This is a genomic window from Geodermatophilus normandii, assembly GCF_003182485.1.
Taxonomy (GTDB): Bacteria; Actinomycetota; Actinomycetes; order Mycobacteriales; family Geodermatophilaceae; genus Geodermatophilus; species Geodermatophilus normandii.
The window spans coordinates 1,964,750-1,986,563 of the sequence record NZ_QGTX01000001.1; the positions used below are offsets into that span (position 1 = coordinate 1,964,750).

A 21,814-nucleotide genomic window follows, 5' to 3' on the forward strand; every position below is an offset into this window, starting at 1 on the left:
CCGTGCTCGTCCTCGCCCTCGACACCGCGACCCCCACGCTGGTCGCCGGGGTCGCCCGCCGGTCGGGGAGCGGTGTCGAGGTGCTCGCCGAGCGGGCGGTGCCCTCGGGCAACCGGCACGCCGAGCTGCTGGTCCCCGCCGTGCGCGAGGCGCTCGCCGCGGCCGGCCTGGCCCTCGCCGACGTCGACGCCGTCGTGGCGGGCCTCGGCCCGGGGCCGTTCACCGGCCTGCGGGTCGGTGTGGTCACCGCCGCGGCGCTGGCCGACGCGCGCGGCGTCCCCGCCGTCGGCGTCTGCTCGTTGGACGCGGTCGGCTCGGGCGCGCGCACCGTGGTCACCGACGCCCGCCGCAAGGAGGTCTACTGGGCCGCCTACGACGCCGCGGGCTCCCGGGTGGACGGTCCCGGCGTCGTCCGGCCGGAGGACGCCCGGCTGAGCGGCCCGCTCGTCGGCGACCCGCGCTTCGCCGAGCGGCTGGGGGCGCCGGTCGAGCCCGCCGAGGTGACGACCGCCGGGCTGCTGCGCGCCGCGGCGCCCCTGCTCGACGACCCCTCGTCCGCCGGTCCGCTGGTGCCGCTGTACCTGCGCCGGCCCGACGCCGTGCCGCCCACGTCGTTCAAGCCGGTGACGACGTCGTGAGTGCCCGCCTGCGGCCCATGCGGCTGGCCGACCTCGACGCCGTCCTGGCGTTGGAGGAGGAGCTCTTCGCGCCCGACACCTGGACCCGCGCGATGTACCGCGACGAGCTCGCCCGCACCGACACCCGCCACTACCTGGTCGCCGAGGACGCGGGGGTGGTGGTCGGCTACGCCGGGCTGATCGCCTACGACGACGAGGCGCACGTGGCCACCATCGGCGTCGCCACCGGCCGGCAGGGGGAGGGCATCGGTGCCCAGCTGCTCGACGCGCTGCTGGCCGAGGCCGACCGGCGCAGCCCCGTGGTCCTGCTCGAGGTGCGGGCCGACAACGAGCTGGCGCAGGGGCTCTACCGGCGGCGCGGGTTCACCGAGATCGGCCGGCGGCGCGGCTACTACCAGCCGAGCAACACCGACGCGGTCGTGATGAAGCGGGAGAAGACGTGACCGAGCCGCTGGTCATCGGGTTCGAGACCTCGTGCGACGAGACCGGCGTCGGGATCGTCCGCGGGCACACGCTGCTCGCCGACGCGCTGGCGACGTCGATGGCCGAACACGAGCGCTTCGGCGGCGTCGTGCCCGAGATCGCCTCCCGGGCGCACCTGGAGGCGATGGTCCCCACCGTGCACCGCGCGCTGGCCGAGGCGGGGGTGTCCGCCTCCGACGTCGACGCCGTCGCGGTCACCGCCGGGCCGGGGCTCACCGGCGCGCTGCTGGTCGGGCTGGCCGCCGCCAAGGCGTACGCGCTCGCGCTGGACAGGCCGCTGTACGGGGTCAACCACCTGGCCGCGCACGTCGCCGTCGACGAGCTGCAGCACGGCCCGCTGGCCGAGCCGTCGCTGGCGCTGCTGGTGTCCGGCGGGCACAGCTCGCTGCTGCTCGTGCCCGACCTCGCCCAGGAGGTGCAGTCCCTCGGCCGCACCGTCGACGACGCCGCCGGCGAGGCCTTCGACAAGGTCGCCCGCGTGCTCGGCCTGCCCTTCCCCGGCGGCCCGCCCGTCGACCGCGCCGCCCGCGAGGGGGACCGGTCGGCCGTCGACTTCCCGCGCGGGCTCACGGGCCCCCGCGACGCGCCCTACGACTTCAGCTTCTCGGGCCTCAAGACCGCCGTCGCGCGCTGGGTCGAGGCCCGGCGCAGGGCGGGGGAGCCGGTGCCGGTGGCCGACGTCGCGGCGTCGTTCCAGGAGGCGGTCGCCGACGTGCTGACCGCCAAGGCGGTGCGCGCCTGCCGCGACCACGGCGTCGACCACCTCGTGCTCGGCGGGGGAGTGGCGGCCAACTCGCGGCTGCGGGCGCTGGCCGAGGAGCGCTGCGCCGCGGCCGGGATCGTGCTGCGGGTGCCCAGCCCGAAGCTGTGCACCGACAACGGCGCGATGGTCGCCGCGCTCGGCTCCCGGCTGGTCGCCGCCGGCGTGCAGCCGTCGGCGCCCGACCTGGGTGCCGACAGCTCCCTGCCGATCGACGTCGTCAGCCGCTGACGGCGGCGCGGAGCCGGTCCCGGTCGACGCCGAGGGACTCCAGCGCGCGGACCGCGGTGCCGCGCTCGAGGTCGCACACCGCGGCGACGACGTGCGCGCCCCGCAGCGGGGAGGCCGCCGCCCTCGCCGCCGCGACCGCGGCGCGGAAGACCTGCTGGGCCTGCGGCGTCGAGCGCATCGGGCCGGTGGCGGGTCCGCGCAGCGCGGGCTCGCCGGACTCCGCGCCGACGCCGACCGAGGCGAGCGCCGCCGTGTGGGCGGCCTCGACGGCCGCGCGCAGCCCGTCCGGGTCGACCCCCACGCGGGCCAGGGCGGCGGACGCCGTCCCGTCGGGCAGCGCGGTGGCGGCCAGCAGGAGGTGTTCCGGTCCCGGCGTCCGCTCCCCGCCGCGGCGCGCCTCGGTCTCCGCGCCGGTCAGCAACGCCCGCACCGTCCGCAGGTCCCGCAGTGCGGTGACGATCCCCATCAGTCAGTCCTCTCGGGTCGGTGCCCGCGCCGCGCGCGGACCTCGGTGGCGAACCTCTTGTGGGCGGCCTGCGCGCTGATGCCGAGCGCCTCGCCGACCTGGGCCCACGTCCAGCCCCGGCCGACCGCCTCGGCCACCGCCTCGACCTCGAGCCGGCCCGCGAGCCGGCGCAGGGCGACGACGGCGGCGAGCGCCGCCTCGGGGTCCTCGGGACCCGGGACGTCGAGGTGTCCGGCCGCCACGCCATCAACCTAGGTTGATGGCGTGGGTCTCGTCAACCTGGGTTGATGTCGCACACGAGTGCGGTCGGGGCGCCGGCCACCCGGGTGACGACGACGGTCGCCGTGCCTGCGCCCGGGCCGCGCAGCTGCCGGGCGAGCGTCTCCGGCTCGATCGCCGAGCCGCGCTTCTTGACCACCACCCGGCCGACGCCGCGCGCCCGCAGCGCGGCCTTCAGCCGCTTGAGGCCGAAGGGCAGCACCTCCTCGACCCGGTAGGAGCTGACCCACGGGCTCTGCACCCGGTCGTCAGAGGTCAGGTAGGCGATCGTCGGGTCGACCAGCGTGGCGTCCAGCTCCGCCGCCACGAGGGCCACCAGGCCCGAGCGGATCACGGCGGGATCGGGCTCGTGCAGCCACCCGCGCACCGGACCGGTGCCGGCGGGTCCGGGGTCGGCGCCGGCGGTCAGCTCGTGCGCCGTCCCGTCGCGCACGACGGTCGCGCGCCGCCAGGTCTCCGACACCCCGCGCCCCCACAGCAGGGCCTCGACGATCGACCCGCGCACCGACACCCACTCGGCCTCGACGCTCGCGGGCACCCGCTCGTGGTCCAGGCCCGGCGCCACCTTGACCACCGCGCGCGGCACCCGGTCGAGCAGGGTGACCACCGTCGGCCACGGCGGCGACCAGCGGTCGGGGTCGAGCAACCGCCGTCCGCCGGCCCGTCGGGCGGGGTCGAGCACCGCGGCGCCGCAGCCGGCCACCTCCCCGCCGCGGGCGGCCGCCACCAGCTCGACGACGTCGCCGGCGACCACCCACACGTCGTCGTCCACCCCGAGGGCCGCGGCGTTGGCGGCGGTCAGCTCCCGGGCGACCGGGTCGCGGTCGACGGCGAGCACCCGCGCGCCGGCCCGCGCCAGGGCGACGGTGTCGGTGCCGGCGGCGCAGCCGAGGTCGGCGGCGGAGTCGGTGCCGTCGGCGAGCAGCCGGGCGGCGCGGCGGGCGGCGAGCTCGGGACGGCCGGCCTGCTCGAGGGTGTCCGCGGTGAGGAACAGCCGGTCGGCGTCGGCGCCGAACACCGGCCGGGCGCGCTCCCGCAGCCGGGCGAGCTCCCACGCCGGGCCGGCGAGCTCCGGGCCGACCTCGGCGCGCAGCCGGGCGACGCCGGCGAGGACGTCGGCGCCCCCGCCAGCAGTGCCGCGGCCCGCGCGGTGGCCGCCACCCCCTCCGGTGTGCGGAGGAGGGGGAGGGCGTGGTCGGGCACGAGGCCAGCCTCCCGCAGGAGGCCGTCCACCGAACCGGCGACCCGGTTGAGTGGCTGGCACTCTCGTGGGTAGAGTGCCAATCGACACGGGCAGGCGCCTGACCCCCGCGACGGCAGGCCCGGCCCCCGTGCCACAGCATGTGAGACCACCCGCCGTCCGATCCCGAAGGGGGCGTCACCTCGTGACGACCGCTACCAAGGTCAACATCAAGCCGCTCGAGGACCGCGTCGTCGTCCAGGCCAACGAGGCCGAGACCACCACCGCCTCCGGCCTGGTCATCCCGGACACCGCCAAGGAGAAGCCGCAGGAGGGCACGGTCATCGCCGTGGGCCCCGGCCGCATCGACGACAACGGCAACCGCGTCCCGCTCGACGTCAACGTCGGCGACGTCGTCATCTACTCGAAGTACGGCGGCACCGAGGTCAAGTACGCCGGCGAGGAGTACCTCGTGCTCTCCGCCCGCGACCTGCTCGCCGTCGTGGAGAAGTAGAAGGACCCCCCGCCCCCCCACTCGCTCGCGAGCTCGCGAGCGGGACTCGCAGGGGGCCGCACCACCTGCTCTGACACGACCGCCCCGGCGACCCGACTGACCGGGTCCCGGGGCGGTCGTCGTCCTCCCCCGCAACGACCCTGATCGGAAGGGCCCCATGGCCAAGATCATCAAGTTCAACGAGGACGCTCGCCGCGCGCTCGAGCGCGGCGTGGACAAGCTCGCCGACACCGTCAAGGTCACCCTCGGCCCGCGCGGGCGCAACGTCGTCCTCGACAAGAAGTTCGGCGCCCCCACCATCACCAACGACGGCGTCACGATCGCCCGCGAGGTCGACCTCGAGGACCCGTACGAGAACCTCGGCGCGCAGCTGGCCAAGAACGTCGCCACCAAGACCAACGACGTCGCCGGTGACGGCACCACCACCGCCACCGTGCTGGCCCAGGCCCTGGTCAAGGAGGGCATGCGCAACGTCGCCGCCGGCGCCAACCCGATGGCGCTCGGCCGCGGCATGCGCGCCGCCGTCGACGCGGTCAGTGCGGCCCTCGACGAGGTCGCCATCCCGGTCGACGACCAGTCGGCGATCTCCGGCGTCGCCACCATCTCCGCGCAGGACGCCGAGGTCGGTCAGCTGATCGGCGAGGCGATGGAGAAGGTCGGCAAGGACGGCGTCATCACCGTCGAGGAGAGCAACACCCTCTCCACCGACCTCGACGTCACCGAGGGCCTGCAGTTCGACAAGGGCTACCTCTCGCCGTACTTCGTCACCGACCCCGAGGCGATGGAGGCCGTCCTCGAGGACGCCCTCGTGCTCCTCGTGCAGGGCAAGGTCAGTGCGCTGGCCGACCTGCTGCCGCTGCTGGAGAAGGTGCTCGGCTCCGGCGCCCGCCCGCTGCTGATCGTCGCCGAGGACGTCGAGGGCGAGGCGCTGTCCACCCTCGTCGTCAACTCCATCCGCAAGACGATCCGCGTCGTCGCGGTCAAGTCGCCCTACTTCGGCGACCGCCGCAAGGCCTTCATGACCGACCTCGCCATCGTCACCGGCGGCCAGGTCGTCAGCGAGGACGTCGGCCTCAAGCTCGACCAGGTCGGCCTCGAGGTGCTCGGCACCGCCCGCCGCGTCACCGTCACCAAGGACACGACCACGGTCGTCGACGGCGGCGGCACGGCCGGCGCGATCTCCGACCGGGTCGCCCAGATCCGCCGGGAGATCGAGGACACCGACTCCGACTGGGACCGCGAGAAGCTGCAGGAGCGGCTGGCCAAGCTGGCCGGCGGCATCGGCGTCATCCGCGTCGGCGCGGCCACCGAGGTCGAGCTCAAGGAGCGCAAGCACCGCATCGAGGACGCCATCGCCGCCACCCGCGCCGCGGTGGAGGAGGGCGTCGTCCCCGGCGGTGGCTCCGCGCTCGTGCACGCCGCCGCCGCGATCGACGGGCTGGAGCTGTCGGGTGACGAGCTGACCGGCGCCCGCGCCGTCCGCAGCGCGCTGGACGCCCCGCTGGTCCGCATCGCCGACAACGCCGGCTTCGAGGGCCGCGTCGTCGTCAGCAAGGTCCGCGACCTCGGGGTGGGCAACGGCTTCAACGCCGCCACCGGCGAGTACGGCGACCTGGCCGCCGAGGGCGTCATCGACCCGGTCAAGGTCACCAAGGCCGCGCTGGGCAACGCCGCGTCCATCGCGGCGATGGTCCTCACCACCGACTCCGCCGTCGTCGAGGCGCCGGAGGAGGAGCACGAGCACGCGGGGGCCGGGCACCACACCCACGGCCACTCGCACGGTCACGGCCACAGCCACTGACGGCTGCCGCCGCGCACGACCACGTGAGCTGATCGTGCGGCGTCCTGGCCCACCGCCGGCGGTGGGCCAGGACGCGCCGCGGTGAGCCCGGACGGCGCACCGCACACGACGAGAGGGCCGGTCCAGCGACTGCTGGACCGGCCCTCTCGGGGTCTTCGGGGGTGCTACACCCCTGCGGCGACGGCGGCGGGCTCCGCGGCGATCAGCCGGGCCCGCTCCTCCTCGCTCATGCCGCCCCACACGCCGTAGGGCTCCCGGACGCTCAGCGCGTGCTTCAGGCAGGCCTCGACGACCGGGCACTTGCCGCAGACGGCCTTGGCGGCGGCCTGGCGACGCGCCCGGGCGGGGCCGCGCTCGCCGTCGGGGTGGAAGAACAGGGCGGTGCTCTCACCACGGCAGGAGCCGTGCAGCTGCCAGTCCCACACCTCGGCAACGGGCGTCGGGAGACGGCGGATGTCGGCCATGTCGGTCCTCCTCGGCTCAGTGCGAGCCGGAGGGGGCGGTCCGGTCGCAGGGAGCCGGTGCCCGAGGGCCAGGAGGGTCAAACACCCCGGGATCGAGCATTTTCCCGGCCGCCGTCTCCCTCCGCAGGGTGATCACGGGTGTTCCCTCCGGTCACTGCCGGTCATGGTGTCTTCCAGGCCGTTGCCGTTCCGGGTCACACGACGATCCGGGTGCCCTCCACGGCCGGGGGAGACGAGGAGCACAGCGTGATCGACGACAGGATGCGCGGCCCGGGCCACGGGGCCACGACCGTGTGGGTGTACGACGAGCGCCGCCGGGTCCGGGACGACGTCGCCGCCCGCCTGGTGGCCCTGCCCTTCGTGGGCCGGGTCGAGGTCGTCGGGGACGCCGCCGCGCTCGTGCAGCGCCTGGCCACCCGGCAGCCCGACGTGCTGCTGGTCGGCACGCAGCGCGCCGTGGACACCGGCCTGACCGTGGCCACCCAGGTGATCCGGAACCACCCGGGTGTCCCCGTGCTGGTGCTCGGTGCTCCCGACGACGCCGAGACGGTCCGCGCCGCGGTCGCCGTCGGGGCCCGCGGGTACCTCCGCTGGGACGCCAGCGCCCTGGAGATGGGCCTGGGCCTGTCCCGGGTGGGGCTGCGCGCCGACGGCCGTCCGCCGCAGCCCTCGCCCGCCCCGGTGCCGCTGGCCTCGGTCGGTGCGCCCGCCCCCGCCTGGGCCACGCCGCTCAACGGCGCCGGTCCCCGCGCGGTCAGCACGACCGTCCGCGAGGCGCCGCCCGCCGTCACCCTGTCCATGCGCGAGATGCAGGTGCTCACCGGCATGAGCCAGGGCAAGAGCAACGCCCAGATCGGCCGCGAGCTCTACCTCTCCGAGGACACGATCAAGACCCACGCGCGCCGGCTGTTCCGCAAGCTCGGCGCCAAGGACCGCGCCGAGGCGGTCGCGACGGGCTTCCGCCGCGGCATGATGAGCTGAGCCCGACGAGCACGCGCCGAGGGCCCCCTCCGGACGCCGGAGGGGGCCCTCGGCGCGTGCTCGGGGTGCGGGGCAGCGGGGTCCGCGTTCAGTCGTCGCGGGCGTGGCGGCCGCCACGGCCGGAGCCGGGCTCCTCGCGCTCGGCGACCGCGGCCACCCCGTCGGCGTAGCCGCTGGCGTAGTCCCAGCTGACGTAGTCGTCGGGGTCGGGGTCGAACGGCGGCTCGTGCCGGCCGGTCTGCCCCTCCTCGAGCAGCTGGCGCAGGTTGGCCTGCATCAACGCCCAGTCGACGTGGTGCTCCTCGTCGCAGTCGGGGCAGTCGACCACGATGCCCTTGATGCCGGTGGGCTCGAGCAGCGTGCGGAAGACCTCGAGCTCGGCCAGGTCGTCGAGGACACCGGCCCGCTCCTCCATCGACAGCGGTGGCGGGTCCGACGGCGAGTCGAAGTCGGGCCCCGGGGCGTCGTCGTCGAACGGGCTCACGGGTGCCTCCTCCCTCGGGGCTGGCGGCGCGGTCGTCCCGGCCCGGACGCGCGGGCTCGCCCGTCCGGAGGACCACGGTAACCGCCTGCGTCCCCGGTTCCCACGCCCAGCACCCGGCGGCGTCCCGGGGGCGGGAGGGCCCGGCCTACGATCGGGGGTGGTCCCCGCACCTCTGCCGGGGGCTGACGCGACGGAGAGGGTGGCGGCGACCATGCAGCCCGACGACCACGGCCTCGACGGCCACCGCCCCGAGCTGCCGGCGAAGTTCGCGCCGCTGGGCCTCACGTACGACGACGTCCTGCTCATCCCCGGTGAGTCCGACGTCGTCCCGGCGGAGGTCGACACCAGCAGCCGGCTGACCCGCGGGATCCGGATCGCCGTCCCGCTGCTGTCCAGCGCGATGGACACCGTCACCGAGGCCCGCATGGCCATCGCCATGGCGCGGGTCGGCGGCGTCGGCGTGCTGCACCGCAACCTCGCCGCCGAGGAGCAGGCCGGCCAGGTCGACCTGGTCAAGCGCTCCGAGGCCGGCATGGTCACCAACCCGGTCACCTGCTCGCCGGACAACACCCTGGCCGAGGTCGACGCGCTGTCGGGGCGCTACCGCATCTCCGGCGCCCCGGTGGTCGACGACGAGGGCGTGCTCATCGGCATCGTCACCAACCGCGACATGCGCTTCGAGACCGACCCGCACCGGCTGGTGCGCGACGTCATGACGAAGATGCCGCTGGTCACCGCCCCGGTCGGCGTGGACGCGGACACCGCGCTGCGGCTGCTGTCCCAGCACAAGATCGAGAAGCTGCCGATCGTGGACGACGCCGGGCGGCTGCGCGGCCTCATCACGGTCAAGGACTTCGTCAAGCGCGACCAGTACCCGAACGCCACCAAGGACGCCGACGGCCGGCTGGTCGTGGGCGCGGCGCTCGGCGTCGGCGAGGACGCCTACAAGCGGGCCGGGCTGCTGGTCGACGCCGGGGTCGACGTGCTCGTCGTCGACACCGCGCACGGCCACCAGCGGGCGGTGCTCGACATGGTCGCCCGGGTGCGGAAGGACTTCGGCGGCGACGGCGGCGTGCAGGTGGTCGGCGGCAACGTCGCCACCCGCGGCGGCGCGCAGGCGCTGGTCGACGCCGGCGCGGACGCGGTGAAGGTCGGCGTCGGCCCGGGCTCGATCTGCACCACCCGCGTGGTCGCCGGCGTCGGCGTCCCGCAGATCACCGCCATCTACGAGGCGAGCCTCGCGTGCCGGCCGGCCGGCGTGCCGGTCATCGCCGACGGCGGCCTGCAGTACTCCGGCGACATCGCCAAGGCCCTGGTAGCGGGCGCCGACACGGTGATGATCGGCGGCCTGTTCGCCGGGGTCGAGGAGGCCCCGGGCGAGCTCGTGTTCATGAACGGCAAGCAGTTCAAGACCTACCGCGGCATGGGGTCGCTGGGCGCGATGCAGAAGCGCGGCAACCAGTCCTACAGCCGCGACCGCTACTTCGCCGACGACGTCCTCTCCGACGACAAGCTCGTCCCGGAGGGCATCGAGGGCCAGGTGCCCTACCGCGGCCTGCTCGCCACCGTGGCCCACCAGCTCGTCGGTGGCCTGCGCGCCTCGATGGGCTACGCGGGCGCGGCCACGGTCGCCGACCTGCAGGAGCGCGGCCAGCTCACCCGCATCACGTCGGCCGGCCTGACCGAGAGCCACCCGCACGACATCCAGATGACCGTCGAGGCACCGAACTACCGGGGGCGCTGACGTGCCCGCCCGCGACACCGTCGAGATCGGCCTCAACCGCTTCGCCCGCCGGGGCTACGACCTCGACGAGGTCTCGATCGTCCCGTCCCGCCGCACCCGCGACGTCGACGACGTCTCCACGGCGTGGCAGATCGACGCCTTCCGGTTCGACATCCCGCTGGTCACCAGCCCCAGCGACGCCGTCGTCAGCCCGGCGACGGCGATCGCCGTCGGGCAGGCCGGCGGCCTCGGCGTGCTCAACGCCGAGGGGCTGTGGGCCCGCTACGAGGACCCGCTGCCGGTGTACCGGCAGCTGCGCGAGGCCGGCGCCGAGGCGCCGCCGCCGGTGTCGCTGCTGCAGCAGGTCTACTGCGAGCCGGTCAAGCCCGACCTGGTCACCGCCCGCATCAAGGAGATGCAGGCCGCCGGGGTGACGACGGCGGTGCGCGTCTCGCCGCAGCACACCGAGCAGCTCGCGCCCGCGGCGCTCGCCGCCGGCGTGGACCTGCTGGTCATCCAGGGCACGATCGTCTCCGCCGAGCACGTGACCACCCAGGGCGCGGCGCTCAACCTCAAGTCCTTCATCGCCGACCTCGACGTCCCGGTGATCGTGGGCGGCGCGGCCAACTACACGACGGCGCTGCACCTCATGCGCACCGGCGCGGCCGGCGTGATCGTCGGCGTGGGTGCCGACAGCTTCTCCACCGGGGACGCCGTCATGGGCATCCGCGTGCCGCTGGCGAGCGCGATCGCCGACGCCGCGGCCGCCCGTCGCGACTACCTCGACGAGACAGGTGGCCGGTACGTGCACGTCATCGCCAACGGGCGGATCGAGACCAGCGGCGCGATCGCGCGGGCGCTGGCCTGCGGCGCCGACGCCGTGCAGCTCGGCGAGCCGCTGCGCGCGGCACGGGAGGCCCCGGCCGGCGGCGTGTGGTGGGACTCGGTGGCCGCCCACCCCCGGCTGCCGCGCGGCGGCACGTCGGCGCCGGTCCGGGCGTCGGGGTCGCTGGAGCAGCTGCTGCTCGGCCCGGCCGAGACCGCCGACGGCCGGACCAACCTCTTCGGCGCGCTGCGCCGCACGATGGCCAAGACCGGCTACCGCGACCTCAAGGAGTTCCAGCGCGTGGACCTCGTCATCGGTGGCCGGCCGGACTGATGGACTTCCCGACCGTCCTCGTCGTCGACTTCGGCGCGCAGTACGCCCAGCTCATCGCCCGGCGCATCCGCGAGGCCGGCGTCTACTCCGAGATCGTCCCGTCGTCGGTGTCCGCCGACGAGGTGCTCAAGCGCGAGCCGGCGGCCATCGTGCTCTCCGGCGGGCCCTCCAGCGTCTACGCCGAGGGCGCTCCGCAGGTCGACCCGGCGCTGTTCGAGGGCGGGGTCCCCGCCTTCGGCATCTGCTACGGCTTCCAGGCGATGGCGCAGTCGCTCGGCGGCACGGTGGCGCACACCGGCGACCGCGAGTACGGCGGCACGCCGCTCACCGTCACCACCGGCGGACGGCTGTTCGGCGACCTGCCGGTGCAGCAGTCGGTGTGGATGAGCCACGGCGACGCCGTCAGCACCCCGCCGCCGGGCTTCACGGTCACCGCCACCTCCACCGGCGCGCCGGTCGCGGCGTTCGAGGACGTCGACCGGCGGCTGGCCGGCGTGCAGTTCCACCCGGAGGTGCGGCACACCGCGCACGGGCAGACGGTGCTCGAGCACTTCCTGTTCGACATCGCGGGGCTGGAGCCCACCTGGACGACGGCCAACGTCGTCGAGGAGCAGGTCGAGCGGATCCGCGAGCAGGTGGGCGGGGGCCGGGCGCTGTGCGCGCTGTCGGGCGGCGTGGACTCCGCCGTCGCCGCGGCGCTGGTGCAGCGGGCGATCGGCGACCGGCTCACCTGCGTCTACGTCGACCACGGGCTCATGCGCGAGGGCGAGACCGAGCAGATCGAGCGGGACTTCGTCGCCGTCACCGGGGTGGACCTGCGGGTGGTCGACGCCCGCGAGCGGTTCCTCGCCGCGCTCGCCGGGATCAGCGACCCCGAGGAGAAGCGCAAGACGATCGGCCGGGAGTTCATCCGGGTCTTCGAGCAGGCCGCCCTCGACGTCGTCGGTGACGCGGAGGAGCACGGCGAGAGCGTCGACTTCCTCGTGCAGGGGACGCTGTACCCCGACGTCGTCGAGTCCGGCGGCGGCACGGGCACGGCCAACATCAAGAGCCACCACAACGTCGGCGGGCTGCCCGAGGACCTGCAGTTCACCCTGGTCGAGCCGCTGCGGACGCTGTTCAAGGACGAGGTGCGCGCGGTCGGCGTGCAGCTCGGGCTGCCCGAGGCGATGGTCTGGCGCCAGCCGTTCCCCGGCCCGGGCCTGGGCATCCGCATCGTCGGCGAGGTGACCCAGGAGCGGCTGGACGTGCTGCGCCGGGCCGACGCGATCGTGCGCGCCGAGCTCACCGCCGCCGGGCTGGACCGCGAGATCTGGCAGTGCCCGGTGGTGCTGCTGGCCGACGTCCGCTCGGTGGGCGTGCAGGGCGACGGGCGCACCTACGGTCACCCGGTCGTGCTGCGGCCGGTGTCCAGCGAGGACGCCATGACCGCGGACTGGACCCGCCTGCCCTACGACCTGCTCGCCCGGATCTCGACGCGGATCACCAACGAGGTGCGCGAGGTCAACCGGGTCGTCCTCGACGTCACGAGCAAGCCGCCCGGCACCATCGAGTGGGAGTGACTCCCCTCGACGGCCGCCGCTCCTCCGGTCACGCGGGGTCACGCCGCGCGGTGTGACCCGCGCCACTTCCGGCGGTCGCGGTGACCGCGTCCTCGCCGGTCACCGGCCGGGGTTAGCGTTCCCGCCCCCCGGGCCACCCGTGGCCCGGGGTGGACACGGGGAGTGGCCATGGTGCTCGGGATGCGGCAGCTGCGGCGGACGGCGCACGCGGCGGGGGTGGTGGCCGCCGCCCTCCTGCTGGTGGCCGCGGCGTGCCTGGCGGTCGTCCTGCCGTCCGCGACACCGGCGGCGGCCGCGCCCCAGCCGGGCTTCAGCGACACCACGGCCTTCAGCGGCCTGGTCAACCCGACGGCGGTCCGCTTCGCCCCGGACGGGCGGGTCTTCGTCGCCGAGAAGCGCGGCACCGTGCAGATGTACGACGGGCTGGGCGACACCACGCCCACCCGGATCGCCGACCTGCGCACCGAGGTCCACAACTTCTGGGACCGCGGGCTCCTCGGGCTGGCGGTCGACCCGGGGTTCCCGACCCGGCCGTACCTCTACGCGCTGTACACCTTCGACGGCCCGGTCGGCGGCACCGCGCCCCGCTGGGGGACGGCCGGCGCCGACAGCGACCCCTGCCCCAACCCGCCGGGAGCCACGAGCGACGGCTGCGTGGTCAGCGCCAAGCTCGTCAAGCTCACGCTGACGGGGACGAGCACGACCAAGCAGGACCTGGTGCACGACTGGTGCCAGCAGTACCCGAGCCACAGCATCGGTGACCTGGTCTTCGGCCGGGACGGTGCGCTCTACGCCTCCGGGGGCGACGGCGCCAGCTTCGACTTCGCCGACTACGGCCAGGACGGCAACCCGGTCAACCCGTGTGGCGACCCGCCCGGCGGGGTGGGCGGTGCGATGACCCCGCCGACCGCGCAGGGCGGCGCCCTGCGGTCCCAGGACCTGCTCACCACCGGGGACCCGGTCACCCTCGACGGCACCGTGATCCGGGTCTCGCCGGACACCGGCGAGGCCCTGCCGGACAACCCGAACGCGGCGTCCGCCGACGCCAACGCCCGGCGGATCGTGGCCTTCGGCCTGCGCAACCCCTTCCGGCTCACCCAGCGCCCGGGCACCGACGAGATCTGGATCGGCGACGTCGGCTGGGGCTCCTGGGAGGAGCTCGACCGGCTGGTCACGCCGACCGCCCGTCCGACGAACTTCGGCTGGCCCTGCTACGAGGGCGACGGCCGCCAGGGCGCCTACGACGGCCTCGACCTCAAGGTCTGCGAGGACCTCTACGCCCAGGGCGCCGGCGCCGTCACCGCGCCGTACTTCCCCTACCGGCACGGGCAGCCGCTCAACGCCAACGACAACTGCCAGGTCACCGCCGGGTCGTCGACGTCGGGCCTGTCGTTCTCCTTCTACTCGGGCGGGCCGTACCCGGCCGAGTACGACGGGGCGCTGTTCTTCTCCGACTACTCGCGCAACTGCATCTGGGTGATGACCAAGGGCACCGACGGGCTGCCCGACCGGGTGAAGGCGCGTCCCTTCGTCACCGCTGCCGCCGGCCCGGTCGACCTGGAGATCTCGCCCCAGGGCGAGCTGTTCTACGCGGACCTCAACGGCGGGACCGTCCGCCGGGTCGTCTACGGCACCAGCGGGCCGACGACGTGCCCGGCGGGTCAGTACCTCGCGGAGTACTTCAACGACAAGACGCTGACGGGCACGCCCGCGGTCACCACCTGTGAGGCGGCGCCGCTGTCCCACGACTGGGGGACCGGTGCACCGGCGGGCGTGGGCCCGGACAACTTCTCCGCGCGCTGGACCGGCACCTTCGACTTCGCCGCCGGGGACACCACGTTCACCGCCGTCAGCGACGACGGGATCCGGGTCTTCGTCGACGGGACGCCGGTGATCGACCAGTGGCGGGACCAGGCGGCCACCACCTTCACCGGCACCAGACAGCTGACCGCCGGACCCCACCAGGTGCGGGTGGAGTGGTTCGAGACAGGCGGCGACGCCGTGGCGAAGCTGGACTGGGCCACCACCGGACCGGTGACCGGTGACCCGGTTCCGCAGATCACCACCCCGGCCGCGGGCACGACATGGCAGGTCGGGGAGACGATCTCCTTCTCCGGCTCGGCGACCGACGGCGCCGGTCAACCCCTGCCGGCGAGCGCGCTCACCTGGGAGATGGTGCTGAAGCACTGCCCCGACGCCTGCCACGACCACCCGCTGCAGTCCTGGTCGGGGGTGGCCAGCGCCTCCATCGCCGCACCGGACCACGAGTACCCCGCCCACCTGCAGCTGCGGCTCACGGCCCGGGACACCGCCGGGCGCACGGCCACGGTGACGCGGGACCTGCAGCCGCGGACGGTGCAGGTCACGGTGGCCACCCAGCCCGCCGGTCTGCAGGCCACCCTGGGCTCGAGGACGGCGGCCACCCCGTTCACCGCGACGCTCATCGTCGGTGCGACCACCAGCCTGTCCGCACCGTCGCCGCAGACGTCGGGCGGGACCCTCCAGGAGTTCGCCTCGTGGTCCGACGGCGGGGCGCAGACCCACCAGGTCACCGTGGGCGCGACCGCGGTCACCTACACGGCGACCTACCGGGCCACCTGCGCGGCCGGCCAGTACCGGGCGCAGTACTTCGCCAACCGGACCCTGTCGGGGACCCCGGCGTCGACCGGGTGCGAGGCCGCCCCGCTGGACCGCAACTGGGGGGCCGGCGCAGCGCCCGGGACGGGGCAGAACAACTTCTCGGCGCGCTGGACCGGCGTCTTCTCCTTCTCCGCCGGGGCCCACGTGCTCACCGCGACCGCTGACGAGGGGATCCGGGTGTACGTCGACGGGGTGCTGAGGATCGACCGCTGGGCGACCGGCGGGACGGGCTCGTGGACCCTCGACCAGCTCCAGACGGGGACGCACGAGATCCGCGTCGAGTACTTCGAGAAGACGGGGGCGGCGTCGGCCCGGGTGACCTGGACCTGACTCACGACCCCCGGACGGCGTGCGCGTCCGGGGGCGGGGTGCCGTAGAGGGCGGGGTCGCGCTCGGGCGCCGTCTCGGGAGTGAGGTCGGCGGCCTCGATGCGGTCCCACCGGAACCAGCGCGGGGCGTCGCGCTCGCGACACCAGCCGACCAGGTACCAGCGGTCGCCGGTGCGGGCGAGCAGGTGCGGCTCCACCCGCCGCCGCGACGTCGTCCCCCGGCGGTCGCGGTAGGTGATCGCGACGACGCGGCGGCTCGCCAGCGCCTGCTCCACCACCGGCGCCGGGTCGGGGCGGTCGTGTACGCCGGAGCGCACCCACACCCGCCCGCCGAGCCGCTCGGCCTCCGCCCGGGCCTGCGGGCCGAGGACGTCGAGCACCTTCGCCAGCGCCGCGCGGCCGTCGACGGCGAACGGCGCGTCCCGCATGCCGGCCAGCGCCACCGCGACCGCGACGGCCTGTGCCGGCGTCAGGTTCACCGGCGGGAGCGTGGCCGCGGCGTCGAGGACGTAGCCGCCGCCGGGACCCGAGCTCGCCCAGATCGGGATCCCGGCCTGCTGCAGCGCGCCGACGTCGCGCTTGACGGTGCGGGGCGAGACCTCCAGCCACGCCGCGAGCCGCTGCGCCGTCCGCCCGCGCGGTCCGGCGCGGCGCAGCTCCTCGGTGAGCGCGTGCAGCCGGTCGGTGCGGTTCACGCACCGGATCGTCGCAGGAGTCGGTGACAGGACGGTGTCACCGACCCGCTGCCACCGTGGCTGCATGGCGACCGTCGCGCTCTTCCACTCCGTCCTCGGCGTCCGGGAGGGCGTCACCGATGCCGCCGCCCGGCTGCGGGCCGCCGGGCACCAGGTCCTCGTCGTCGACCAGTACGACGGGCGGGTCTTCGACGACTACGGCACCGCCGGCGCCCACGTCGAGGAGGTCGGCTTCCCGGCGCTGATGGCGCGGGCGGCCGACGCCGTCGGCGGCCTGCCCGACGGGTTCGTGGCCGCCGGCTTCTCCAACGGCGCCGGGATGGCCGAGCACGTGGCCACGCAGCGCCGGGTCAGCGGCGTGCTGCTGGTCTCCGGGGCGCTGCCGATGGCCGTCCTCGGGGCGCCGTCCTGGCCGGCCGGGCTGCCCGCGCAGCTGCACCGGGCGACCGGCGACCCGTTCCGGTCCGAGGAGTGGGACCGGGCGTTCGCCGACGACGTGGCCGCCGCCGGAGGAGAGCTCGAGGTGCTCGAGTACCCGGTCGAGGGGCACCTGTTCACCGACCCGGGCCTGCCCGCCGAGTACGACCCGGAGGCCACCGAGCGGCTGTGGCGGGAGGCGCTGGCCTTCGTCGGCCGGGTCGCCGGCTGAGGACGCACCGACCACGCACCACCACGCACGACCACGCACGAGGGCCCGGGGAGCTCCTCGCTCCCCGGGCCCTCGTGCGGATCCGCCCCGTGCGGTCAGCCGCGCCTGCGGCGCACCCTGCGCAGCTCGCTCACCATCAGCGCCACGCCGACGCCGACCAGGACCAGCCACAGCAGCCCGCCGTCGGCCAGGAAGCCGAGCGGCACGGTCACCCCGGCGAGGAAGACCAGCGCCAGGAGGACGAAGGCGACGCCGGGCACCAGGGCCACCAGGTCGACGCGCCGCCGCGGCTGCTCGACGGGCAGGAGGGTGGAGCCGTGCTGCCAGTCCTCGGCCAGCGCGCGCTCCTGCCAGGCGGTCGGGGTGGTGGGGAACTCGCTGTAGTCAGGCACGGGACACCTCCAGGTCGCCGACCCCGTGGTCGATCGTCAGGACGAACTCGGGCTCGTCGTCGCCACCCGGAGCGCGGGAGTAGCCGCCGTCGCTCTGGCCGAAGACGTCGGACTCGCCGATGCCCCTGTCGAGGACGACGCGCACGTCGGCGTCGGCGGGGACCTCGACGTCGAGGTCGCCGGCGCCCATCTCGATGCGGACCTCGAGCGGCTCGTCGACGTCGTCGACGTCGACGCGGGACAGGTCGACGTCCATGTCACCGGCACCCAGGCGGTAGACCGGGCGGACGTCCTCGGCGGTGGCCGGCCGGTACTCCCGGTCCCCGAAGCCACCCCCCGGCCCGTCCCCGTCCCACGCGGGGACCGACGAGGTGAACAGCAGCGCCAGCGTGAGCACCGAGCCCAGCGCGATCAGCCCGCCGCGCGGCGCCCGGGCTCGGGTCACGGCCGAGGCGACGAGCCCCAGGCCCACGACCAGGAGCGCGGTGGCCAGGAAGCCGCGGGGACCGACGTCGAGGTCGGTGTAGCGGGTCACCAGGACCATCAGCCCGACGGCGATGAGCAGGCCCGCGACGGTCAGCCCGGCGACGGGGGAGCGCGGTCCGGCCGGCTCGGCGGGCGTGCCGTCGACGGTGGTGCGGCGCGGGGCCCTCGGCATGAGCAGGAGGAGCAGCACGTAGACGAGGACGCCGGTGCCGCCGGCGAGGGTCAGCGCGACGAAGCCGACACGCCACAGCAGCGGGTCGACGCCGCTGTACTCGGCCAGCCCGCCGGCGACGCCGCCGACCATCCTGTCGCTGCGGCTGCGCCGGAGCGTGGGCCGGACGGGTGGCGGGGGCTCGAGGGACGGTGCGGGGGGAGGGAACGGGGCGGTCATGGCACAGAGCGTCCCCATCCGGCGTCGTCCGCGACATCGGGGAAGGCCCCCATCCGACCCTGGTCCTGCCCGTCCGGGGTCTTCCCGGTACCGGGCGGGGGCGCTGCGGTGCGACGATCGGTGCCGTGACGAGGACGGCGCCCATCCCGGGCGGGACGCCGGCCGGTGCTGCGCCGCCGGCCGGTCCCGTCGTCGTGCCCACGACGGCCCCGGGGCTCCCCGGGGCCGCCCCCGCGGCGCCCCTCGCGTCCACGGGGGCGACGTCGGTGGTGACGGCGGTGCCGGACGGCCGCCCGCCGCTGGTGCGCCCGCGGTCGGGGCGGCTGCTGGCCGGCGTGGCGGCGGGGACGGCGGCGCACCTGCGCACCGACCCGCTCGTCGTCCGCGCGGCGTTCGTCGTCCTCGCGGTGACCGGCATCGGCGTCGTCGCCTACGCGGTGCTGTGGTTCTTCGTGCCGCTGGGCGAGGTCGCCCCCGACGCCACGCGCCGGCCCAGCCGCCGGCAGGCCGTCGGGCTGGCCTTCTTCGGCCTCGGCGCGCTCGTGCTGGTCACCAACCTGGCCACCTGGGGCAACAACGACCTCATCGCCCCGCTGCTGCTGGTCGGCGGTGGGCTCGCCGTCATCTGGCGGCAGCTGGACACCGACAGCACCCTCGCCCGCCCCGGGGTCCGGTGGGTGCTCGCCGGCGGCGCGGTGCTCGCCGCACTCGGCCTGGTGCTGCTGCTGGCCACCACGGGGCAGCTGGCCGCCGCCCGCAACGGCTTCGTCGCCACGATCGTCATCCTGGTCGGCGTCGTGCTGGCCACGGCGCCGTTCTGGCGGCGGCTGCTCGACTCGCGCGAGGCCGAGCGCACCGCGCGCGTCCGCTCGGAGGAGCGGGCCGCGGTCGCCGCGCACCTGCACGACTCGGTGCTGCAGACGCTCGCGCTCATCCAGCGGCACTCCGGTGACCAGCAGGCGGTCGCGCGGCTGGCCCGCAGCCAGGAGCGCGAGCTGCGCAGCTGGCTCTACGAGCCGGCGTCGTCGGCCGGCGGCGGCACCTGGGCGGCACTGGTCTCGCAGATGGTCGCCGAGGTGGAGGGCGACCACGCGCTCACCGTCGACCCGGTCGTCGTCGGCGACGCCCCGGTCGACGACGCGCTGGCCGCCCTCGGCGCGGCCACCCGCGAGGCGCTGCTCAACGCCGCCAAGCACTCCGGCGTGACCTCGGCCGACCTCTACACCGAGGTGGGCGCGCAGTCGGTGTCGGTGTACGTCCGCGACCGCGGCGCCGGGTTCGACCCGGGCACCGTCCCCGCCGACCGCCGCGGCCTGCGCGACTCGGTGACCGGCCGGCTGGCCCGCCTGGGCGGGACGGCGACGGTGCGCTCGGCACCCGGTGAGGGCACCGAGGTCGAGCTGGTGCTGCCGCGCGAGGCGGCCGCGTGAGCACCCGCGTCTTCCTCGTCGACGACCACGCCATGGTCCGCGCCGGCGTCCGCGCCGAGCTCGGCGACTCGGTCACCGTGGTGGGGGAGGCCGCCGACGCCGACGCCGCGATCGCCGGCATCCGCGCCGCCCGTCCCGACGTCGTGCTGCTCGACGTCCACCTGCCCGGCGGCGGGGGACGGGCGGTGCTCGAGGCGCTGCGCGCGGAGCTGCCGGAGGTGCGCTGGCTGGCGCTGTCGGTGTCCGACGCCGCCGAGGACGTCATCGCGGTCATCCGCGCCGGCGCCCGCGGCTACGTCACCAAGACGATCTCCGGGCCGGACCTGCGGTCGGCGGTCCAGCGCGTGGCCGAGGGCGACGTCGTGTTCAGCCCCCGGCTGGCCGGCTTCGTGCTCGACGCCTTCGCCGCGAGCGCGCCGTCCGCGCCGGCCGAGGACCCCGCCACCGACCCCGGCCTGGACCTGCTCAGCGCCCGCGAGCGCGAGGTCATGCAGCTGCTGGCCCGCGGCTACACCTACCGGGAGATCGGCTCGCGGCTGTTCATCTCGGTGAAGACCGTGGAGTCGCACGCGTCGAACGTGCTGCGCAAGCTGCAGCTGTCCAACCGCAACGAGCTCACCCGCTGGGCGGCGACCAACCGCCTGCTGTGATCACCGGCCGAAGTGGTCCTTGTAGATGACGCCGTGCACGCCGACGGTGCGGTCGACGACCTGCGACACCTCGAAGTCCGCCGCCGCCGACAGGTAGGCGTAGGCCACCGTCCGGTCCATCCCGAGGTCGGTCTCGAGGAAGTCCAGCGCGTTGACGACGGCGCGGCGGGCGGCCACGTCGAGGTCGACGAACTGCCCGTCGCGGTAGCCGTCCGGGTCGGACAGGCCGATGGGCACCCAGGCGTCGGGCGTCTCGCCGAACGGGTACCGGAAGGCCACCGACGGCGCGTCGCCGGAGCCCGCGCGGCACACGGTGAGCCGGAAGGTCAGCCGCAGCGACCCCTCCAGCGCGGTGAGCGCCACCTCGCCGTTGCCCATGGACATGTGCGGGTCGCCCACGGAGAACAGCGCCCCGTCGGCCACCACCGGCACGTAGAACGCCGAGCCGACGGTGAGCCGGCGGATGTCGATGTTGCCGCCGCCGACCGTGGGCGGGATCGAGTTGACCAGCGGGTCGTCGAGGACCGGCGCATCCCCGACCGTGGCCACCGCCATCAGGCCCGCGAAGCAGTCGACCGGCCAGGAGACCCGGCTGCCGCCGGCGCCCACGGGCAGCGACGCGTACGCCCGGCCGCCGCGGCCGCGGGCGACCGGGGTGAACACCGAGACGTTGCCGTAGCGGGTGGGGTCCCCGGTGGCGCGGCCGTCGGTGGACACCGGGGGCATGACCTCGGCCTCGGTGATCCCGCCGGCGGGGATGGCCAGCTGCCGGGCGAGCGCGCCCTTGCCGTGCCGGCTGGAGACGACGCCGTAGGGCACCCGCGGCAGCGCCGTCAGCGGCTCGATCTTGAGGACGTCGCCCGGCCGGGCGCCCTCGACGTACACCGGCCCGGTGACCACGTGCGGCCCGTCGGCGTCGAAGTCGCGCTCGTGCCGGGAGTAGGTCGCGGCGACGGCGACGGCGTCGTCGAGCACCTGCTCCCGCGGGACGCCGTGCGCGCCGAACCACGCGACGGGATCCCGGCCCTGGTCCTCGAGGACGCCCTCGTGGCTGACCGTGTCCACGGTGAGCGTGCCGCCGGAGCGGACGCGGGCCACCGGGGCGTCGGTGGTGCGCGGCAGGTAGCCCCAGATGACCTCCTCCGGGCGGGAGGGCAGGTACACCTCGCCGTCGATCGGGCCCTGCCCGGGCTGCAGCACCTCACCCGGCAGCCGGGTCCGCGGGTGCGCCCGCGCCGGCGCCGCCGTCGCGACGCCCGCGCCGAGCAGCGCCCCGGTGGCGAGCGCGGCCCGGACGAAGGAGCGCCGGCCGATGCCGCGCTCGACGAGCTCGGCTGCGGCTGCGGGATCGGGGTGGCTCTGCGTCATCGGGACCTCCGGGTGCCGGGTGGGTGGCAGCCGGTCTACGGACCCGGTGTTGCGGTTCC

At 75.5% G+C, this 21,814-nt stretch carries 22 protein-coding genes; 13 read left to right on the plus strand and 9 right to left on the minus strand.

The features are described from left to right. Positions 1 to 2: 2 nt before the first annotated feature. Genes tsaB through tsaD form a run of 3 tightly spaced genes read left to right on the plus strand, consistent with a single transcriptional unit; the run spans position 3 to position 2,112 of the window. Positions 3 to 638: a tRNA (adenosine(37)-N6)-threonylcarbamoyltransferase complex dimerization subunit type 1 TsaB gene (gene tsaB / locus JD79_RS09780; RefSeq protein WP_110005352.1), complete on the plus strand. Its 636-nt coding sequence runs from the start codon at positions 3 to 5 to the stop codon at positions 636 to 638. Next, positions 635 to 1,081: a ribosomal protein S18-alanine N-acetyltransferase gene (rimI, locus tag JD79_RS09785; RefSeq protein WP_245899978.1), complete on the plus strand. Its 447-nt coding sequence runs from the start codon at positions 635 to 637 to the stop codon at positions 1,079 to 1,081. The genes tsaB and rimI overlap by 4 nt, the downstream gene beginning before the upstream one ends. Further along, positions 1,078 to 2,112: a tRNA (adenosine(37)-N6)-threonylcarbamoyltransferase complex transferase subunit TsaD gene (gene tsaD, locus JD79_RS09790; RefSeq protein ID WP_110005354.1), complete on the plus strand. Its 1,035-nt coding sequence runs from the start codon at positions 1,078 to 1,080 to the stop codon at positions 2,110 to 2,112. Before rimI ends, tsaD begins: the two co-directional genes overlap by 4 nt. Here the strand turns inward: tsaD and JD79_RS09795 are convergent. The 3 genes from JD79_RS09795 to JD79_RS09805 are packed head-to-tail and all read right to left on the minus strand — an operon-like array spanning position 2,102 to position 3,875. Continuing rightward, positions 2,102 to 2,578: a Clp protease N-terminal domain-containing protein gene (locus tag JD79_RS09795; protein WP_110005355.1), complete on the minus strand. Its 477-nt coding sequence runs from the start codon at positions 2,576 to 2,578 to the stop codon at positions 2,102 to 2,104. The two genes, tsaD and JD79_RS09795, sit on opposite strands and share 11 nt — an antisense overlap. Next, positions 2,578 to 2,820: a hypothetical protein gene (locus JD79_RS09800; protein ID WP_110005356.1), complete on the minus strand. Its 243-nt coding sequence runs from the start codon at positions 2,818 to 2,820 to the stop codon at positions 2,578 to 2,580. Before JD79_RS09800 ends, JD79_RS09795 begins: the two co-directional genes overlap by 1 nt. A gap of 32 nt (positions 2,821 to 2,852) precedes the next feature. Then, positions 2,853 to 3,875 carry a THUMP-like domain-containing protein gene (locus JD79_RS09805; RefSeq protein ID WP_245899979.1) on the minus strand — a complete coding sequence of 341 codons (1,023 nt, stop codon included), beginning with the start codon at positions 3,873 to 3,875 and terminating at the stop codon, positions 2,853 to 2,855. 367 nt (positions 3,876 to 4,242) lie between these two features. Between JD79_RS09805 and groES the strand changes: the two genes are divergently transcribed. Together groES and groL are read left to right on the plus strand one after the other, a co-directional pair. Beyond that, the gene (gene groES / locus JD79_RS09810) at positions 4,243 to 4,551 is read left to right on the plus strand and encodes a co-chaperone GroES (protein ID WP_110005357.1); all 309 of its coding nucleotides are present in this window, start codon (positions 4,243 to 4,245) and stop codon (positions 4,549 to 4,551) included. A 157-nt stretch (positions 4,552 to 4,708) separates the two neighbouring features. Further along, positions 4,709 to 6,352, plus strand: coding sequence for a chaperonin GroEL (groL, locus tag JD79_RS09815; protein ID WP_110005358.1), 1,644 nt, complete (start codon positions 4,709 to 4,711; stop codon positions 6,350 to 6,352). Between the two features lie 164 nt (positions 6,353 to 6,516). Here the strand turns inward: groL and JD79_RS09820 are convergent, their stop codons facing one another. Further along, positions 6,517 to 6,816: a WhiB family transcriptional regulator gene (locus JD79_RS09820; RefSeq protein ID WP_093578148.1), complete on the minus strand. Its 300-nt coding sequence runs from the start codon at positions 6,814 to 6,816 to the stop codon at positions 6,517 to 6,519. Between the two features lie 246 nt (positions 6,817 to 7,062). Here JD79_RS09820 and JD79_RS09825 point away from each other — a divergent pair, with 246 nt between their 5' ends. Continuing rightward, complete coding sequence (locus tag JD79_RS09825; protein WP_110005359.1) at positions 7,063 to 7,797, plus strand: response regulator transcription factor; 735 nt, start codon at positions 7,063 to 7,065, stop codon at positions 7,795 to 7,797. A gap of 88 nt (positions 7,798 to 7,885) precedes the next feature. Here the strand turns inward: JD79_RS09825 and JD79_RS09830 are convergent, their stop codons facing one another. Continuing rightward, positions 7,886 to 8,281 carry a DUF5319 family protein gene (locus JD79_RS09830; protein ID WP_110005360.1) on the minus strand — a complete coding sequence of 132 codons (396 nt, stop codon included), beginning with the start codon at positions 8,279 to 8,281 and terminating at the stop codon, positions 7,886 to 7,888. 211 nt (positions 8,282 to 8,492) lie between these two features. On the opposite strand from JD79_RS09830, the gene guaB reads away from it, so the two are divergent. From guaB to JD79_RS09850, 4 genes are all read left to right on the plus strand, one after another. Continuing rightward, positions 8,493 to 10,025 (plus strand): IMP dehydrogenase, encoded by a 1,533-nt coding sequence (guaB, locus tag JD79_RS09835; RefSeq protein ID WP_110007591.1) that lies wholly within the window; start codon positions 8,493 to 8,495, stop codon positions 10,023 to 10,025. A gap of 1 nt (position 10,026) precedes the next feature. Further along, positions 10,027 to 11,163 carry a GuaB3 family IMP dehydrogenase-related protein gene (locus tag JD79_RS09840; protein ID WP_110005361.1) on the plus strand — a complete coding sequence of 379 codons (1,137 nt, stop codon included), beginning with the start codon at positions 10,027 to 10,029 and terminating at the stop codon, positions 11,161 to 11,163. After that, positions 11,163 to 12,725 (plus strand): glutamine-hydrolyzing GMP synthase, encoded by a 1,563-nt coding sequence (gene guaA / locus JD79_RS09845; protein ID WP_110005362.1) that lies wholly within the window; start codon positions 11,163 to 11,165, stop codon positions 12,723 to 12,725. The genes JD79_RS09840 and guaA overlap by 1 nt, the downstream gene beginning before the upstream one ends. A gap of 168 nt (positions 12,726 to 12,893) precedes the next feature. Then, a complete protein-coding gene (locus JD79_RS09850) occupies positions 12,894 to 15,695 on the plus strand; it encodes a PA14 domain-containing protein (protein WP_170149169.1) in 2,802 nt (933 codons plus the stop codon). A 1-nt stretch (position 15,696) separates the two neighbouring features. Here JD79_RS09850 and JD79_RS09855 read toward each other — a convergent pair whose 3' ends face one another. After that, positions 15,697 to 16,389, minus strand: coding sequence for a helix-turn-helix transcriptional regulator (locus JD79_RS09855; protein WP_110005363.1), 693 nt, complete (start codon positions 16,387 to 16,389; stop codon positions 15,697 to 15,699). A gap of 64 nt (positions 16,390 to 16,453) precedes the next feature. On the opposite strand from JD79_RS09855, the gene JD79_RS09860 reads away from it, so the two are divergent. Continuing rightward, the gene (locus JD79_RS09860) at positions 16,454 to 17,038 is read left to right on the plus strand and encodes a dienelactone hydrolase family protein (RefSeq protein WP_110005364.1); all 585 of its coding nucleotides are present in this window, start codon (positions 16,454 to 16,456) and stop codon (positions 17,036 to 17,038) included. 95 nt (positions 17,039 to 17,133) lie between these two features. Here JD79_RS09860 and JD79_RS09865 read toward each other — a convergent pair whose 3' ends face one another. Beyond that, entirely contained in the window at positions 17,134 to 17,430 is a 297-nt protein-coding gene (locus tag JD79_RS09865) for a hypothetical protein (protein WP_110005365.1), read from the minus strand. Next, a complete protein-coding gene (locus JD79_RS09870; RefSeq protein WP_110005366.1) occupies positions 17,423 to 18,307 on the minus strand; it encodes a PspC domain-containing protein in 885 nt (294 codons plus the stop codon). The genes JD79_RS09865 and JD79_RS09870 overlap by 8 nt, the downstream gene beginning before the upstream one ends. 125 nt (positions 18,308 to 18,432) lie before the next feature. Between JD79_RS09870 and JD79_RS09875 the strand changes: the two genes are divergently transcribed. Together JD79_RS09875 and JD79_RS09880 are read left to right on the plus strand one after the other, a co-directional pair. Further along, positions 18,433 to 19,737, plus strand: coding sequence for an ATP-binding protein (locus tag JD79_RS09875; RefSeq protein ID WP_245899980.1), 1,305 nt, complete (start codon positions 18,433 to 18,435; stop codon positions 19,735 to 19,737). Further along, positions 19,734 to 20,387, plus strand: a complete 654-nt coding sequence (locus JD79_RS09880) for a response regulator (protein ID WP_110005367.1) — start codon at positions 19,734 to 19,736, stop codon at positions 20,385 to 20,387. The genes JD79_RS09875 and JD79_RS09880 overlap by 4 nt, the downstream gene beginning before the upstream one ends. Here JD79_RS09880 and JD79_RS09885 read toward each other — a convergent pair whose 3' ends face one another. Then, entirely contained in the window at positions 20,388 to 21,755 is a 1,368-nt protein-coding gene (locus JD79_RS09885; RefSeq protein WP_110005368.1) for an acetamidase/formamidase family protein, read from the minus strand. Between the last annotated feature and the right edge of the window lie 59 nt (positions 21,756 to 21,814).

Bases quoted from the DNA above. Each gene is read 5' to 3' on its own strand.
- JD79_RS09885 (WP_110005368.1), bottom strand. From the start codon at position 21,755: ATGACGCAGAGCCACCCCGATCCCGCAGCCGCAGCCGAGCTCGTCGAG.
- JD79_RS09795 (WP_110005355.1), bottom strand. From the start codon at position 2,578: ATGGGGATCGTCACCGCACTGCGGGACCTGCGGACGGTGCGGGCGTTG.
- groL (WP_110005358.1), top strand. From the start codon at position 4,709: ATGGCCAAGATCATCAAGTTCAACGAGGACGCTCGCCGCGCGCTCGAG.
- JD79_RS09820 (WP_093578148.1), bottom strand. From the start codon at position 6,816: ATGGCCGACATCCGCCGTCTCCCGACGCCCGTTGCCGAGGTGTGGGAC.
- guaB (WP_110007591.1), top strand. From the start codon at position 8,493: ATGCAGCCCGACGACCACGGCCTCGACGGCCACCGCCCCGAGCTGCCG.
- JD79_RS09850 (WP_170149169.1), top strand. From the start codon at position 12,894: ATGGTGCTCGGGATGCGGCAGCTGCGGCGGACGGCGCACGCGGCGGGG.
- JD79_RS09860 (WP_110005364.1), top strand. From the start codon at position 16,454: ATGGCGACCGTCGCGCTCTTCCACTCCGTCCTCGGCGTCCGGGAGGGC.
- guaA (WP_110005362.1), top strand. From the start codon at position 11,163: ATGGACTTCCCGACCGTCCTCGTCGTCGACTTCGGCGCGCAGTACGCC.
- JD79_RS09870 (WP_110005366.1), bottom strand. From the start codon at position 18,307: ATGACCGCCCCGTTCCCTCCCCCCGCACCGTCCCTCGAGCCCCCGCCA.